At 63.7% G+C, this 15,434-nt stretch carries 17 protein-coding genes; 3 read left to right on the top strand and 14 right to left on the bottom strand.

Annotated elements, in window-relative coordinates; all coding sequences use genetic code 11:
- Nucleotides 1-11 precede the first annotated feature (11 nt).
- From AC1DQ3_RS17920 to AC1DQ3_RS17855, 14 genes are all read right to left on the bottom strand, one after another.
- Nucleotides 12-290, bottom strand: coding sequence for a type II toxin-antitoxin system RelE/ParE family toxin (locus AC1DQ3_RS17920; RefSeq protein ID WP_477121510.1), 279 nt, complete (start codon nucleotides 288-290; stop codon nucleotides 12-14).
- Nucleotides 287-757 (bottom strand): antitoxin PaaA2 family protein, encoded by a 471-nt coding sequence (locus tag AC1DQ3_RS17915; RefSeq protein ID WP_477121509.1) that lies wholly within the window; start codon nucleotides 755-757, stop codon nucleotides 287-289. The genes AC1DQ3_RS17920 and AC1DQ3_RS17915 overlap by 4 nt, the downstream gene beginning before the upstream one ends.
- Before the next feature lie 103 nt (nucleotides 758-860).
- Complete coding sequence (locus tag AC1DQ3_RS17910) at nucleotides 861-1,562, bottom strand: ABC transporter ATP-binding protein (protein ID WP_477121508.1); 702 nt, start codon at nucleotides 1,560-1,562, stop codon at nucleotides 861-863.
- The gene (gene livG, locus AC1DQ3_RS17905; RefSeq protein ID WP_477121507.1) at nucleotides 1,562-2,341 is read right to left on the bottom strand and encodes a high-affinity branched-chain amino acid ABC transporter ATP-binding protein LivG; all 780 of its coding nucleotides are present in this window, start codon (nucleotides 2,339-2,341) and stop codon (nucleotides 1,562-1,564) included. The genes AC1DQ3_RS17910 and livG overlap by 1 nt, the downstream gene beginning before the upstream one ends.
- A complete protein-coding gene (locus AC1DQ3_RS17900) occupies nucleotides 2,338-3,612 on the bottom strand; it encodes a high-affinity branched-chain amino acid ABC transporter permease LivM (protein WP_477121506.1) in 1,275 nt (424 codons plus the stop codon). The genes livG and AC1DQ3_RS17900 overlap by 4 nt, the downstream gene beginning before the upstream one ends.
- A gap of 7 nt (nucleotides 3,613-3,619) precedes the next feature.
- Nucleotides 3,620-4,546 (bottom strand): high-affinity branched-chain amino acid ABC transporter permease LivH, encoded by a 927-nt coding sequence (livH, locus tag AC1DQ3_RS17895; protein ID WP_477121505.1) that lies wholly within the window; start codon nucleotides 4,544-4,546, stop codon nucleotides 3,620-3,622.
- 195 nt (nucleotides 4,547-4,741) lie between these two features.
- Nucleotides 4,742-5,857 carry a branched-chain amino acid ABC transporter substrate-binding protein gene (locus AC1DQ3_RS17890; RefSeq protein WP_477121504.1) on the bottom strand — a complete coding sequence of 372 codons (1,116 nt, stop codon included), beginning with the start codon at nucleotides 5,855-5,857 and terminating at the stop codon, nucleotides 4,742-4,744.
- Between the two features lie 518 nt (nucleotides 5,858-6,375).
- Nucleotides 6,376-7,677 carry a citrate synthase gene (gene gltA, locus AC1DQ3_RS17885; protein WP_477121503.1) on the bottom strand — a complete coding sequence of 434 codons (1,302 nt, stop codon included), beginning with the start codon at nucleotides 7,675-7,677 and terminating at the stop codon, nucleotides 6,376-6,378.
- Nucleotides 7,678-7,717: 40 nt separating this feature from the next.
- Nucleotides 7,718-8,005 carry an FAD assembly factor SdhE gene (locus AC1DQ3_RS17880; RefSeq protein WP_045242020.1) on the bottom strand — a complete coding sequence of 96 codons (288 nt, stop codon included), beginning with the start codon at nucleotides 8,003-8,005 and terminating at the stop codon, nucleotides 7,718-7,720.
- Between the two features lie 86 nt (nucleotides 8,006-8,091).
- Complete coding sequence (locus AC1DQ3_RS17875; RefSeq protein WP_045242019.1) at nucleotides 8,092-8,793, bottom strand: succinate dehydrogenase iron-sulfur subunit; 702 nt, start codon at nucleotides 8,791-8,793, stop codon at nucleotides 8,092-8,094.
- Between the two features lie 34 nt (nucleotides 8,794-8,827).
- Nucleotides 8,828-10,606 carry a succinate dehydrogenase flavoprotein subunit gene (sdhA, locus tag AC1DQ3_RS17870; RefSeq protein ID WP_477121502.1) on the bottom strand — a complete coding sequence of 593 codons (1,779 nt, stop codon included), beginning with the start codon at nucleotides 10,604-10,606 and terminating at the stop codon, nucleotides 8,828-8,830.
- A 3-nt stretch (nucleotides 10,607-10,609) separates the two neighbouring features.
- Nucleotides 10,610-10,975 carry a succinate dehydrogenase, hydrophobic membrane anchor protein gene (gene sdhD, locus AC1DQ3_RS17865; protein ID WP_477121501.1) on the bottom strand — a complete coding sequence of 122 codons (366 nt, stop codon included), beginning with the start codon at nucleotides 10,973-10,975 and terminating at the stop codon, nucleotides 10,610-10,612.
- Between the two features lie 13 nt (nucleotides 10,976-10,988).
- Nucleotides 10,989-11,396: a succinate dehydrogenase, cytochrome b556 subunit gene (gene sdhC / locus AC1DQ3_RS17860; RefSeq protein WP_477121500.1), complete on the bottom strand. Its 408-nt coding sequence runs from the start codon at nucleotides 11,394-11,396 to the stop codon at nucleotides 10,989-10,991.
- Nucleotides 11,397-11,657: 261 nt separating this feature from the next.
- A complete protein-coding gene (locus tag AC1DQ3_RS17855; protein ID WP_477121499.1) occupies nucleotides 11,658-12,482 on the bottom strand; it encodes a GntR family transcriptional regulator in 825 nt (274 codons plus the stop codon).
- 342 nt (nucleotides 12,483-12,824) lie between these two features.
- On the opposite strand from AC1DQ3_RS17855, the gene AC1DQ3_RS17850 reads away from it, so the two are divergent.
- The 3 genes from AC1DQ3_RS17850 to AC1DQ3_RS17840 all read left to right on the top strand — a co-directional run.
- Nucleotides 12,825-13,808 carry a malate dehydrogenase gene (locus AC1DQ3_RS17850; protein ID WP_477121498.1) on the top strand — a complete coding sequence of 328 codons (984 nt, stop codon included), beginning with the start codon at nucleotides 12,825-12,827 and terminating at the stop codon, nucleotides 13,806-13,808.
- A gap of 122 nt (nucleotides 13,809-13,930) precedes the next feature.
- Nucleotides 13,931-14,911: an HpcH/HpaI aldolase/citrate lyase family protein gene (locus AC1DQ3_RS17845; RefSeq protein ID WP_477121497.1), complete on the top strand. Its 981-nt coding sequence runs from the start codon at nucleotides 13,931-13,933 to the stop codon at nucleotides 14,909-14,911.
- A gap of 125 nt (nucleotides 14,912-15,036) precedes the next feature.
- Nucleotides 15,037-15,434: citrate/2-methylcitrate synthase (locus AC1DQ3_RS17840; protein ID WP_477121496.1), on the top strand; the 398-nt coding region annotated here is incomplete at its 3' end.

Genomic DNA, 15,434 nt, shown 5'->3' with positions numbered 1-15,434 from the left:
GTTCGCTTTTGTCAGGACCTTTTCTGCGCTGCGTGCTTGACGCGCAGCACTTCCACGACCTTGCCGACAATTCGGTAAATCAGGATGTAGTTCGGATGGGCCACCAGCTCGCGCGTACCTTTCACGCGGCCGATGCGTCCTATTGTTGGGTTCAACTGCAATGTCTCGGCCTTCTGTTCGACCAGCTCATCTAGATCGAGCGCGGCGGCCGGGTTGTCCTGGGCGATGCAGTCCATGATCCGGGCGCGATCCTCGCGTGCCTTCGGTTTCCAGTGCAGCGCCAGCGTCAAGCGTTACCCCCGTGCTTCGCGATCCGCTGCCGCAGGGCCTTACGGCGCTCGGCAAATTCGGCCTTGACCTCGGCATGGGGAATGGATGGGCGCGGGTCGTCGATGGCTTCCTGTACTTCCTTCGTCAGCCAATCTTTGTAGGCGGCGGCTTCGTGCGCGGCCTTCATGCGCTCGGCGGCATCCTGCCGGCGCGACCGATGCACGGCCGCTTCGCTGTAGTTGCTGCCGTCGATGCCGTCGATGCGGACAATGTGCAGCTCCTTGCGCAGGTATTCCATGCAGCTATCCAAGCTGCGCCAGGTGCGCGGCTTGTCGGTGCGCTGAGTGCCTAGCGGGGTTTCCTGCATGCCGATCTTCAACATGACGCACCAGCCACCAGGCTGGCCGATGATGGCCGCGCCCCGAACGGCGGCGGCCTCGACCAGCCGGCGAGCGTTCGGCGTGTCTATGGTTTTGGTGCCCATCATTTTCCTCTCGCTACTGAGCGTTTTTCAATAAGTAGGAGTGTGTCAAACAATAGGAAAAAATGCAAAAACGGGCAGATAAATCGGCGGCCCGTTCTTGGGGCAGCTAACCGCCCAGGTAAGCGCTCTTGATGCGGTCGTTGGCCAGCAGATTGGCGCCGCTGTCCGCCAGCACCACGCGCCCCGTCTCCAGCACATAACCCCGATCGGCCACGCCCAGCGCCTTGTTCGCGTTCTGCTCGACCAGGAACACAGTGACGCCTTCGTCACGAATGGTCCGGATGATGTCGAAGATCTGCGCGATCACGAGCGGCGCCAGCCCGAGCGTAGGCTCGTCCAGCAGCAACAGCCGGGGCCGGCTCATCAGCGCGCGGCCGATCGCCAGCATCTGCTGCTCGCCGCCGGACATGGTGCCGGCGCGCTGCGCGGAACGCTGCTTGAGCCGCGGGAAGAGCTTGTAGACGTGCTCGATGCCCGCCTCGATCTCGTCGCGCTTGCCGAAGAAGGCGCCCATCTTCAGGTTTTCCAGCACCGTCAGGCTGGGAAACACGCGCCGCCCTTCTGGCGAGATCGCCATGCCGAGACGCATGATCTCGTGCGTGGGACGCCGCGTGATGTCCTGCCCTTCAAACATCACGCGCCCGCTCGACGCGCGCGGCGAGCCGCACACCGTCATCATCAGCGTGGTCTTGCCGGCGCCGTTGCTGCCGATCAGCGTGACGATCTCGCCCTTGTTCACTTCGATCGATACGCCAGACAGCGCTTCGATGGCGCCGTAATGGGTATGGACCTGTTCCAGCTTCAGCATCAGTCCTCTCCCAGGTAAGCCTTGATCACGCGCGGATCGTTGCGCACTTCGGCTGGTTTGCCGATCACGATCGGGCGCCCGTGCTCCATCACCAGGATGCGGTCGGATACGCCCATCACCAGGCTCATGTCGTGCTCGATCAACAGCACCGAGATCTTGTATTCGCGCCGCAGCCGGTCGATCAGCTGCGACAGCTCAACCTTCTCCTGCGGGTTGAGACCGGCGGCCGGCTCGTCCAGCATCAGCAGGCGCGGGTTGGTGATCATGCAGCGCGCGATCTCCAGCCGGCGCTGGTGGCCGTACGACAGCGTGCCCGCCTCGCGGTTGGCAACGCCGCGCAGCCCCATGCGCTCGAGCCACGCCGACGCACGCTCCAGCGCCTCGCGCTCGGCGCGGCGATAGGCCGGCGTGGCGAACAGGCCGTGCAGCAAGCCGGAGCGCACCTGCAGGTGCTGTGCCACCAGCAGGTTTTCCACCACCGTCAGTTGCTTGAACAGGCGGATGTTCTGGAAGGTGCGCACCAGCCCGCGGCGTGCCACCTGGTGGCTCGGCAGTCGGGCGATCGAATGCCCGTCCAGCGAGACCTCGCCGGCGGTCGGCTTGTAGAAGCCGCCGACGCAGTTGAACACCGTGGTCTTGCCCGCGCCGTTGGGTCCGATGATGGCGAAGACCTCATCGCGGCGCACGTCGAAATCAATGCCGTCGACCGCCAGCAGGCCGCCGAAGCGCATCTGCAGGCCGGAGACTTTCAGCAGTTCCGCTGGTTGAACTTGGCTCATTGCGGCAACTCCACATGGGGGCGGCTCGCGGGCAGCAGGCCCTGCGGACGCCACATCATCATCAGCACCATCACCAGGCCGAAAATCAGCATGCGGTACTCGGCAAAGCCGCGCGCCACTTCCGGCAGCGCGGTCAGCAGGATGGCGGCCAGGATCACGCCCAGCTGCGAGCCCATGCCGCCCAGCACCACCACCGCCAGGATCAGCGCGGACTCGATGAAGGTGAACGATTCGGGATTGACCAGGCCCTGGCGCGCTGCAAAGAACGCGCCGCCCAGGCCGGCGAAGGCCGCGCCCAGCGTGAAGGCCGACAGCTTGATGCGGGTCGGGTTCAGGCCCAGCGAACGGCAGGCGATTTCATCCTCGCGCAGGGCTTCCCAGGCGCGTCCCATCGGCATGCGGATCAGCCGGCTGGTGACGAACAGCGTGAAGCCCACCAGCAGCAGCGCCAGCAGGTAGAGGAAGATCACCATGTGCGCACCGCTGTAGTCCCAGCCCAGCAGCTCGTGGAAGGTCTTGACGCCCTCCACGCTGGCGCTGCGCGCCATCTCGATGCCGAACACGGTCGGCTTCGGGATGCCCGAGACGCCATCGGGGCCGCCGGTGAGGCTGGTCAGGTTGTTGAGCAGCAGGCGGATGATCTCGCCGAAGCCCAGCGTGACGATGGCGAGGTAGTCGCCGCGCAGCCGCAGCACCGGAAAGCCCAGCACGAAGCCGAACGCCGCCGACATGCACGCGGCGATCGGCAGGCACTCCCAGAAGGTCAGGCCGAAGTACTGGTTGAGCAGCGCGTAGGTATAGCCACCGACCGCGTAGAAGCCGACGTAGCCCAGATCCAGCAGGCCGGCATAGCCCACCACGATGTTCAGTCCCAGCCCGAGGATCACGTAGATCAGCGCCAGCGTGGCCACGTCCACCGCGCCGCGCGAACTGAAGAACGGGAACACCAGGCCAACCGCCAGCAGCAGCCAGATCACCTTGCGTTGCTGGCCGGCGCCCAGCGCGGGCAGGCTCGGCACCTTGACGCCGGCGGTGGCGCGCACGAACAGGGGCTTGAACAACTGGAACAGGAAGACCGCGCCTACCGCCAGCCAGACCGGCTTCCAGTGCGGCTCGAATACCACCTTGTAGCCGTCCAGCTTGAGCTGCAGGCCTAGCACGGGAATGGTCAGGATGGCCGTCATCACGGCCGCGACGATGGCGTTCTTCAGGGTCTCCCCTGCCGGGGCGCCCTGCGCCACAGTGATTGGGGTGGAAATAGCTTGTGTCATGGCGTCCTCACACCTTTTCAACGTCGGGCTTGCCCAGCAGGCCGGTCGGGCGGAACAGCAGGATCAGCACCAGCAGGCCGAAGGCCACCACGTCCTTGTACTCGGCCGGCATATAGCCGGAAGCAAAGGTCTCGGCGAGGCCCAGCAGCACACCGCCCAGCATGGCGCCGGGAATGCTGCCGATGCCGCCCAGCACGGCCGCGGTAAAGGCCTTGATACCCGCCACGAAGCCGATATAGGGATTGAGCTTGCCGATGGTCAGGCCGATCAGCACGCCGCCCACCGCCGCCAGCATCGCGCCCAGCACGAAGGTGAAGGAGATCACGCGGTTGGTGTCAATGCCGAGCAGGTTGGCCATGCGCATGTCTTCGGCGCAGGCGCGGCAGGCGCGGCCCATGCGCGAGTGGCCGATGAACAGCGTCAGCGCGATCATCAGCACCAGCGTCACGCCGACAATCAGCAGGCGCGAATACGGCATGGTCACGGTGAAGTCGCCACCCATCTGGAACTCGATGGCGCCGGAGATCAGCACCGGCACGGACATGTCGCGCGCGCCCTGCCCGATCTGCACATAGTTCTGCAGGAAGATTGACATGCCGATGGCGGAGATCAGCGGCACCAGCCGCGGCCCGCCGCGCAGCGGCCGGTAGGCCACCCGCTCCACCGCGAAACCATAAAGCCCGGTGACCAGCACCGAGACCAGCAAGGCGGCGCCCAGCACCAGCGGCAGCGGATAACCGGCGCTTGCACCGATCGCGGTAAGCGTCACAAGGCCCACGTAGGCGCCGATCATATAGATCTCGCCGTGGGCAAAATTGATCATGCCGATGATGCCGTAGACCATGGTGTAGCCAATGGCGATCAGCGCATAGATCGCACCCAGCGTCAGGCCGTTGACCAGTTGCTGGGTGAACTGTGGAAGGAACTCGTTCATGCGGGAAGCCCCATAACTTTGAAGCTGGAGAAGCCGGCGCCGCAGGAAATGCGCGAGCGCCGGGCCAACCCCTCTCTGCCGGAAGTGCCCAGGCCCCGGACGTGGCGGACAAGCCGCGCCGGCCAGGCAACCGGACCCCGATACCAAAACGCCCCGCTCAAACCGGAAGCGGGGCGTGCGAAGCCGGAGTGCGGCTTAGTTGGCAGCGGTCTTGGTGGCGTCCTTGTGCCAGGTGAACACAACGAACTTGAACGACTTCAGGTCGCCCTGAGCGTCGTACTCAACCTTGCCGATCGGGGTCTGGAAGGCGTTCTTGTGCATATAGGCCGCGACCTTGGCCGGATCCGTGCTCTTGGCGCCAGCAATGGCGTCGCCGATGATCTGCACCGCGGCGTAGGCCGGCATCTGGAACGGGCCGTTGGCATCGCGCTTCTTGTCGGCAAAGGCCTTGACCAGTGCCGCGTTGGACGGATCGGCGGAGAAGTCGGCCGGCAGCGTCACCAGCATGCCTTCGGAGGATGCGCCGGCGATGGCCGTCACGTCCTTGTTGCCCACGCCTTCGGGACCCATGAAGGTCGCCTTGACACCCTGCTCGCGCGCCTGGCGCAGCAGCAGGCCCATTTCCGGGTGGTAGCCGCCGAAGTAGACGAAGTCCACGCCCTGCGACTTGAGCTTGGTGATCACGGCGGAGTAGTCCGAATCGCCGGCGTTCACGCCCTCGAACACGGCCACCGGGATCTTGGCGGCTTCCAGGTCCTTCTTCACCGAGGAGGCGATGCCCTGGCCGTACGACTGCTTGTCGTGCAGGATCGCGACTTTCTTCGGCTTGATCCTGGTGATGATGTACTGGGCAGCGGCCGGGCCTTGCTGATCGTCGCGGCCGATGGTGCGGAAGATGAACTTGCGCTTCTTGTTCTCGGTCAACTGCGGCGCGGTGGCGGACGGGGTCACCATCACGATGCCTTCGTTCTCGTAGATGTCGGAGGCGGGGATGGTCGAGCCCGAGCACACGTGCCCGATCACGTAATGGATTTTCTGGCTGACGATCTTGTTGGCTACCGCCACGGCCTGTTTGGGTTCGCAGGCATCGTCCATCAGCACCACTTCGAACTTGTTGCCACCCGCGCCGCCGGCGGCGTTGATCTGCTCGATGGCAGTCAGCGCGCCAGCCTTGACCATGTCGCCGTACTGGGCAACGGAGCCGCTCATGGGGCCGGCAATGGCAATCTTGATGGTCTCCGCGTTGGCGGTGGCGCCGAAGGCAACCAGGGCCGTGGCCAGGGAGATGGACGTAAGACGGGACAGCGTCATCAGGAGCTCCTCGATATGGTTTGGTCATGGGCTGAGGCGGCATGACCTGCGCAATCGAACAACACCCGCGAGCTACAACCTGAAAGACGCCCGAGACGCGGAAGACGGGCCTGCAAGACTTGAAGCGTGTGCGGGGCCCGGCATGTGCCAGCCCTCCAAAAAAACGGAGGACCTTGGTTCGGAATGACAACGTTGATGCGTTCTCAATTGCGCAGGTGATTCGCCTGCCCCGCTCGCCTCAACGCAGTCCGGAAGGGTGGCCCGGCTGCTGTCGGCAAAGCAGCCCGCATTATAGGGTCAAACTCCGCGCCGGATGGCAATTTTGCACAACAAATGCGGATGTAATTGGCAGTAATACGGCACAAATCATCGAAAACTGACGTCTTCGCCACCTTTCACGCAACTTTTCTTCCGCGATGCACAAATCCTGCCCGGCCAGAACGGCAAACGCCCCGGCGGGCCGGGGCGTCTGGTATTGCTGCGCCGCTCACCGGGGCCAGGCCCCGGCGGCGAAAAGCTCAACGCGTGCCGATATCCGGCACGTTGCGGCTTGCCGCACCGTTGAACAGCTGGCGCGGACGGCCGATCTTGTACTCCGGATCGGTAATCATTTCTTCCCACTGCGAGATCCAGCCCGGGGTGCGCGCCAGGGCGAAGATGCAGGTGAACAGCGACGTCGGGATGCCCAGCGCGCGCTGCACGATCCCCGAATAGAAGTCCACGTTCGGGTACAGCTTGCGGCTGACGAAGTATTCGTCTTCCAGCGCGATCTTTTCCAGTTCCATGGCGAGCTTGAACAGCGGGTCGTTGTGCAGGCCCAGCTCGTTCAGCACTTCATAGCAGGTTTCGCGCATCAGCTTGGCGCGCGGGTCGTAGTTCTTGTACACGCGGTGGCCAAAGCCCATCAGGCGCACGCCCGAGTTCTTGTCCTTGACCTGCTTGATGAACTCGGTGATGTTGTCGACGCTGCCGATTTCCTCGAGCATCTTGAGGGCGGCTTCGTTGGCGCCGCCGTGGGCCGGGCCCCACAGGCAAGCCACGCCGGCGGCGATGGCGGCAAACGGGTTGGTACCCGAGGAGCCGGCCAGGCGCACCGTGGAGGTCGAGGCGTTCTGCTCGTGGTCAGCGTGCAGGATGAAGATGCGGTCGAGCGCGCGCTCCAGCACCGGGTTCACCTTGTACGGGGCGCACGGCGTGGAGAACATCATGCGCATGAGGTTGCCCGAATAGGACAGGTCGTTCTGCGGATAGATGTACGGCTGGCCGATGTTGTACTTGTAGGCCATGGCGACCAGGGTCGGCATCTTGGCGATCAGGCGGATCGCGGAGATTTCGCGCTGGTGCGGATCGTCGATGTCCATGGCGTCGTGGTAGAACGCGCTCATGGCGCCCACCAGGCCCGTCAGCACGGCCATCGGGTGGGCATCGCGGCGGAAGCCGCGCAGGAAGAACTGCATCTGCTCGTGAACCATGGTGTGGTTCATCACGGCGCCGACGAATTCTTCCTTCTGCTTGGCGTTGGGCAGTTCGCCCTTGAGCAGCAGGTAGCAGGTTTCCAGGTGGTCGCACTTGGTCGCCAGTTGCTCGATCGGGTAGCCGCGGTACAGCAGCTCGCCCTTGTCGCCGTCGATATAGGTGATCTTCGAATTGCACGAAGCCGTCGACATGAAACCGGGATCATAGGTGAACTTGCCGGTTTGTCCGTACAGCTTGCGAATATCGATCACATCCGGGCCAACGGTACCCGTGTAAATCGGCAGCTCGACGCTGGGGGAACCATCGGAAAACGATAGCGTGGCTTTCACATCGGACGGCGTCATGTCGGTTCCTTCTAATGCAGACTAATAATGTTGACGAAACTCAGACCGAACGCAGCAGGGCAATCACGTGCTGCATCGGGGGCGTGTCGAGCTCACCGTCCAACTCCTTGCGCGCAAGAAGCAGGTCCATCAACTCGTTGTCGCTCAGCTCGAACAGCTCGGAGAGCGCGGCCACATCCTGGTCGGAGAGGCTTTCTTCATAACGGTTGAAAAAACGTTCGACGATGATGTCGTTCTCCAGGAGGCCGCGCCGCGCGCGCCAGCGCAGTCGCGCACGCCGGTGCGGATCGGCCTGGTGGGAGAAACTGGGGGAAACACTTTCGGTCATAGGTACCTGCTTCCGGCGCGCCGGTCGGGTATGGAGTGCGATCACCCGGACTGACGCGCCGCTTCTTACTGCATCTACCGCACGGATCAGACCGAGCGGCGAACCATCAGCTCCTTGATCTTGCCGATGGCCTTGGTCGGGTTCAACCCCTTCGGGCAAACGTCGACGCAGTTCATGATGCTGTGGCAACGGAACAGGCGGTACGGGTCGTTCAGGTCGTCCAGGCGCTCGCTGGTCGCCTGATCGCGGCTGTCCGCGATAAAGCGATAGGCTTGCAGCAGGCCGGCCGGGCCGACGAACTTGTCCGGATTCCACCAGAACGACGGGCACGATGTCGAGCAGCTTGCGCACAGGATGCACTCATACAGGCCGTCCAGCTCGTCGCGTTCCTCGGGCGACTGCAGGCGCTCTTTCTCGGGCGGCGGCTCGTCGTTGATGAGGTACGGCTTGATCGAGTTGTACTGCTTGAAGAACTGCGTCATATCGACGATCAGGTCGCGCACCACCGGCAGGCCGGGCAGCGGACGCAACACGATGCGGTCCGGCAGCTCGCGCATATTGGTCAGGCAGGCCAGACCGTTCTTGCCGTTGATGTTCATCGCGTCCGAACCGCACACGCCTTCGCGGCAGGAGCGGCGGAACGAGATGGTTTCGTCCAGCTTCTTCAGCTTGACCAGCGCGTCCAGCAACATGCGCTCATGACCGTCGAGCTCGACCTCGTAAGTCTGCATGCGGGGGGCAGCATCCTTGTCCGGATCGTAGCGGTAGACTTCGAAAATACGCTTCATTTTTGTGGGTCCTGTGGGTCGTCTACGGCGGTGCTTAGAAGGTCCGGGCCTTGGGCGGCACGCTTTCCACCGTCAGCGGGCTCATCTTCACCGGCTTGTAATCGAGGCGGTTGCCTTCGCTGTAGAACAGGGAGTGCTTGAGCCAGCTCTCGTCATCGCGATTCGGGAAATCGCTATGCGCGTGCGCACCGCGGGATTCCTTGCGGGCAGCGGCCGAGATCATGGTCGCCTTCGCCACTTCCACCAGGTTGGCCACTTCCAGGGCTTCCACCAGCGCGGTGTTGAAGACCTTGGACTTGTCCTTCAGGTGGATATTGTTGGCGCGCTCGGTGACCTCCAGGATACGCTCGACGCCTTCGTCCATCAGCGCCTGCGTACGGAACACGCCCGCATGCGACTGCATGTTCTTGCGGATGTCGTTGGCCACGTCCTGGGTGTACTCGCCCGAGGTCGACGATTGCAGCTTGGCCAGGCGCGACATGGCGCGGTCGGCGGCATCGGCCGGCAGCGGCTTGTGCTCTTTCTGCTTGATCGCGCTTGCGGCGATGTGGTTGCCGGCCGCGCGGCCGAACACCACCAGGTCCAGCAGCGAGTTGGTGCCCAGGCGGTTGGCGCCGTGCACCGACACGCACGAGCACTCGCCGATCGCGTAGAAACCGTTGATGACCTCGTTCGGGTTGCCGTTCTTCGGCGCCACCACCTGGCCATTGATGTTCGTCGGGATACCGCCCATCTGGTAGTGGATGGTCGGCACGACCGGGATCGGTTCCTTGATCGCGTCGACGTTGGCGAACTTGACGCCGATCTCGCGGATCGACGGCAGGCGCTTCATGATGGTGTCCGCGCCAACGTGCGTCAGGTCCAGCAGCACATAGTCGCCGTTCGGGCCACAGCCGCGGCCTTCCTTGATTTCCTGGTCCATCGAGCGCGAGACGAAATCGCGCGGCGCCAGGTCCTTCAGCGTCGGCGCATAGCGCTCCATGAAGCGCTCGCCGTCCTTGTTGCGCAGGATACCGCCTTCGCCGCGCACGCCTTCGGTGATCAGCACGCCCGCGCCGGCCACGCCGGTCGGGTGGAACTGCCAGAACTCCATGTCTTCGAGCGGCACGCCAGCGCGCGCTGCCATGCCCAGGCCGTCACCCGTGTTGATGAAGGCGTTGGTCGAAGCGGCATAGATGCGGCCGGCGCCACCGGTGGCGAACAGCGTGGTCTTGGCTTCGAGGATATAGACCTCGCCGGTTTCCATTTCCAGCGCGGTCACGCCGAGCACGTCGCCGTCGGCGTCGCGGATCAGGTCCAGCGCCATCCATTCGACGAAGAAGTGCGTCTTGGCCCGCACATTACGCTGGTACAGCGTGTGCAGCAGTGCGTGGCCGGTACGGTCGGCCGCGGCGCAGGCGCGCTGGACCGGCTTCTCGCCGTAGTTGGAGGTGTGGCCGCCAAACGGACGCTGGTAGATGGTGCCGTCGGGGTTGCGGTCGAACGGCATGCCGAAGTGTTCGAGCTCGTAGACCACCTTGGGGGCTTCGCGGCACATGAATTCGATTGCGTCCTGGTCGCCCAGCCAATCGGAACCCTTGATGGTGTCGTAGAAGTGATAGTGCCAGTTGTCCTCGCTCATATTGCCGAGCGAGGCACCGATCCCACCCTGCGCCGCCACGGTGTGCGAGCGTGTCGGGAAAACCTTGGAGAGCACGGCAACGTTCAGGCCGGCCTCTGCGAGCTGGAGGGATGCGCGCATCCCGGCGCCGCCCGCCCCGACGATGACCACGTCAAAGCGACGACGCGGCAATCCTGTCTTGACTGCGACCATTTATTACACCCTCCAGAGAATCTGAGCTGCGTAGCCCGCACAACCGACGAGCCACAGAATCGTAAGAACTTGCAGCACGAGACGCACGGCCATCGGCTGCACATAGTCCATCCAGATGTCGCGCACGCCAATCCAGGCGTGATACAGCAGCGACAGGATGGTCAGGAACGTGATGATCTTCATCCACTGGTTGGCGAAGAGACCTGCCCACGCTTCGTAGGAAGCGCCGTTCGAGAGCAGGAAGGCGACTGCCAGCACGATGGTGAAGACCACCATGATGACAGCGGTGACGCGCTGCGCGAGCCAGTCTTTCAGACCGTAGTGCGCACCGACGACCAGACGCTTGGGACCGATATTATTATTTGCCACCTTGACTCTCTCCTCAGAACAGGCCGAACAGCTTCAGGCCGAACACCGCGGTGAGCAACAGGCTGATGACCAGCACTGCAACGGCGGACTTGGCCGAAGCGGGCTTGGTCACACCGACGTGCACGTCGAGCAGCAGGAAACGGATGCCAGCGCAGAAGTGGTGCAGGTAACCCCAGATCAGGGCCAGCAGAACCAGCTTGACGAAGCCACCGGACAGCAGCGCCGAGAACTTTGCGAAACTCAGTTCGGAGGTGACACTCTGCTCGAAGAGATACAGGACGAAAGGAAGGAGGAGAAACATCATCGCACCGCTTACGCGATGCAGGATGGACACCTTGCCGGCCCAGGGCAACCTGTAACGCGCCAGCTGCGTCACATGGATGTTCCGGAACTCCGGCCTGGCTTGTTTGGCTTCAGCCATGCGAGACCCCATTTTGCGGTAAACAAAAAACGAAACTACTGAGCACTCTGGATGCAAATGAATGCAGCCGGAGCAAATCCCGATAATTTTAGCGCCTTTGTTGCGCGGCGCACCAATAATTTTCTGCTATCGCGCACCAACATGGCGTGCCCGACAATCGCACGCAATCATGCCGGGCGGGGATATTCCCCCGCTTTTCGCAACGGCAAGGCCAGCCGGGACGGCGCCAGCAATTATCCCCCAGGATTCCCACACGGCAGTTCAACTCAAATCGTTCTGATAATAGTGCCGGGTGGTGACATACAACCCGCGCCGGACCTCGACGGGCCGGTCGCCATAAGTGAACGAGACGCGCTCGACGGACAAAAGTGGCGTGCCGGCATTTACGGACAACAGCGCGGCGGTGGCGGCATCGGCGGCCACGGCACGGATTTTCTCGCTGGCCCGGATCATGCGCGTGCCAAACTCGGCCTCGAACAGCGCATACATCGGACCCTTCCATTCGGTCAGCTTCTCGGCCGTCAGGCCCTTGAAGTTGGTGCCCAGCAGCCAGATTTCGTCCAGCACGGTGGCTTCGCCGGAGAAAAACAGCACACGGCGGATCTGCACCACGCTATCGCCGGTGCGGATGTCCAGCAAGCGCGCGATCTCGGCCGGCGCGCGCAGGCGCTTGCATTCCAGCACCTGGCTTGCGCCATAGTGCGGCTCGCCCTCGTCCGGCACCAGGCGCAGGAAGCGGAACTTTACGCCATCTTCGTGGTGGGTCGTGACAAAGGTGCCCTTGCCTTGCCGGCGCGCGACCAGGTTCTCGGCCGCGAGCTCGTCGATCGCCTTGCGCACGGTACCCTGGCTGACCTTGTAGCGGGCCGCCAGGTCCATCTCGCTGGGGATCATGTCGCCCGGCTTCCATTCGCCGGACTGCAGGCTCTGCGTGATGAGCGCCTTGATCTGCTGGTAGAGCGGGCTGAAGGTCGGCGAGGCTGCCGGCATCGCGGACGGCCGCGTCCCGGCGCCGGGCGCGGCGGCGCCGTTTTCCTGCACTGCAGCAACGGCAGTGCCGGCGAGGGACGGGGGCAGGGATGACATAAACGAATTTCACCACAAAACGGCAAAGGGCGTCCAGCCCGGCATCAAACGTCTTATGTCTTATATAAGACATATGAATTGACAATACATTGGTGCCGGCCTACACTCCCGCAGGTTTCACACGCCGGCATCCACTCTGGATACGACACCCCTCTTCGCAGTAGACTTACACCTTGTCGCACCCCATGAACCGTTGTGGCTCTCTCCAGTCGGTACCGCTAGCAGCGCGCCGGTGGATTGCCGCCTGCCGCCGTGGCGACAAATCCGCACCCGGTGACGTCCGGACCCCCGTCCGGCTCGCCACCGCCCAGTTTCCCCCTCTTCTTGTTCGGAGAATTACTCATGGCTAAAGCCCCAATGCGCGTCGCAGTCACCGGCGCCGCTGGCCAGATCGGCTACTCCCTGCTGTTCCGCATTGCCAATGGCGACATGCTCGGCAAAGACCAGCCGGTCATCCTCCAGCTGCTCGACCTCCCGCAAGCCCAGGCCGCCGTCAAGGGCGTGGTGATGGAACTGGAAGATTGCGCATTCCCGCTGCTGGCTGGCGTGGTGATCACCGACGATCCCAAGGTTGCGTTCAAGGACGCCAACGTCGCGCTGCTGGTCGGTGCCCGTCCGCGTAGCAAGGGCATGGAGCGCAAGGACCTGCTCGAAGCCAACGCCCAGATCTTCACGGTGCAGGGCAAGGCACTGGACGAAGTCGCCGCCCGCGACATCAAGGTGCTGGTGGTCGGCAACCCGGCCAATACCAACGCCTACATCGCCATGAAATCGGCGCCGAGCCTGCCCAAGGAAAACTTCACCGCGATGCTGCGCCTGGATCACAATCGTGCCCTGTCGCAAATCGCCGCCAAGACCGGCAAGCCGGTTGCGGCGATCGAGAAGATGTTCGTGTGGGGCAACCACAGCCCGACCATGTACGCCGACTACCGCTACGCGACCGTCGACGGCCAGAGCGTCAAGGACATGATCAACGATCACGCCTGGAACAACGACGTGTTCCTGCCGACCGTCGGCAAGCGCGGCGCCGCCATCATCGAGGCCCGTGGCCTGTCGTCGGCGGCTTCGGCCGCCAACGCTGCCATCGACCACGTGCATGACTGGGTGCTGGGTACGAACGGCAAGTGGGTCACCATGGGCATCCCGTCGGACGGTTCCTACGGCATCCCCGTGGATACCATGTTCGGCTTCCCGGTGACCACCGCCAACGGCAAGTATGAAATGGTCAAGGGCCTCGAAATCGACGCCTACAGCCAGGAGAAGATCAACATCACGCTCAAGGAACTGGAAGAAGAGCGTGCCGGCGTGCAGCATCTGCTCGGCTGATCCAGGCAAGCGCCAATGATGAAGCCGGAGCCTCGCAACGATTCACGAATCGGCGCGGGCTCCGGCTTTTTTCATGGCCGCGCCGCCGCCCTGCCCTCCCACCGCTACCCGATCCTATAAACGTGCATCCTTCCGAGATCTTGTTCCAGGGCGAAGCCATACCGGCCCAGTTGCCGGTTTGCGACCACTATGCCGGCAGCGAAAAGCTGATGCTGAAATCGCTTGCCCTGCAGCAAGAGCTTGGGCCCGTATTCGATATCACCTTCGACTGCGAAGACGGTGCTGCCGTGGGCCTGGAGCGCGATCACGCCGAATTGTGCACGCGCCTGATCAACGGCCCGCTGAACCGCTACAACCGCGTCGGCGTCCGCATCCACGACCCCACCCATGCCAGCTGGCGCGAGGACATCGACATCCTGGTCGGCAGCGCCGGCGCGCGCCTGGCCTACGTGGTCGTGCCCAAGGTGACCGATGTGGTCGAGGTCGCGCGCGTCACCGATCGCGTCAACCAGGCCGCGCGCGCGGCCGGTATCGCCCGCCACATTCCGATTCATGTGCTGATAGAGACGCACGCCGCACTGGAGCAAGTGTTCGATATCGCCCGCCTGGTGCAAGTGGAATGCCTCAGCTTCGGGCTGATGGATTTCGTGTCCGCGCACCACGGCGCCATTCCGGGCGAGGCCATGCGTTCGCCGCAGCAGTTCGAACAGCCGCTGATCCGGCGCGCCATGCTGGAGATTTCGGCTGCCTGCCATCGTCACGGCAAGGTGCCCTCGCACAATGTCAGCACCGATATCGAGCAGCCGGCGCGCGCCGGGGACGATGCCATGCGGGCCCGCGCCGAATTCGGCTACCTGCGCAAATGGAGCATCCACCCGAGCCAGATCCAGCCGATCGTGGCGGCCTTCCGCCCCGCCGGCACGGAGATCGGCGCGGCCAGCGAGATCCTGCTGGCCGCCTATGAGAACAGCTGGGCGCCGATCCGGCACCAGGGCCAGTTGCACGACCGCGCCAGCTATCGCTATTACTGGTCGCTGCTGCAGCGCGCGCATGCGACCGGCGCCGCCCTGCCGGGCAACGTGCTGGAGCGCTTCTTTGCATGAACGCCGCCTGGATTGCATTTCGCGCGGTTTGCACGATGCGCCAGGAATAGCACCGCATGACACAGCCGCATGACACAGGGCCGAGCCCGTGCCGGGCGCGGGTACGAGACCAGACAGGAGACGCGATGCCAGAGCAGCAACCGGTCCAGCAGCACACCCCGAAGCCGAAGAAATCCGTCGCCCTGTCGGGCGTTACCGCCGGCAATACCGCGCTGTGCACGGTCGGCCGCACCGGCAACGACCTGCACTACCGCGGCTACGACATCCTCGACATCGCCGAGACCTGTGAGTTCGAAGAGATCGCGCACCTGCTGGTGCACGGCAAGCTGCCCACCCGCGCCGAACTCGCCGGCTACAAGGCCACGCTCAAGGCCCTGCGCGGCCTGCCCGCCAACGTCAAGGCCGCACTCGAATGGGTGCCCGCCAGCGCCCACCCGATGGACGTGATGCGCACCGGCGTGTCCGTGCTCGGCACCGTGCTGCCGGAGAAGGACGACCACAACACCCCGGGCGCGCGCGACAT

This window comes from Cupriavidus sp. 01T418, assembly GCF_056398885.1.
Note: the sequence above shows the minus strand (reverse complement) of the source record. Positions and strands in the feature narration are given on the sequence as shown.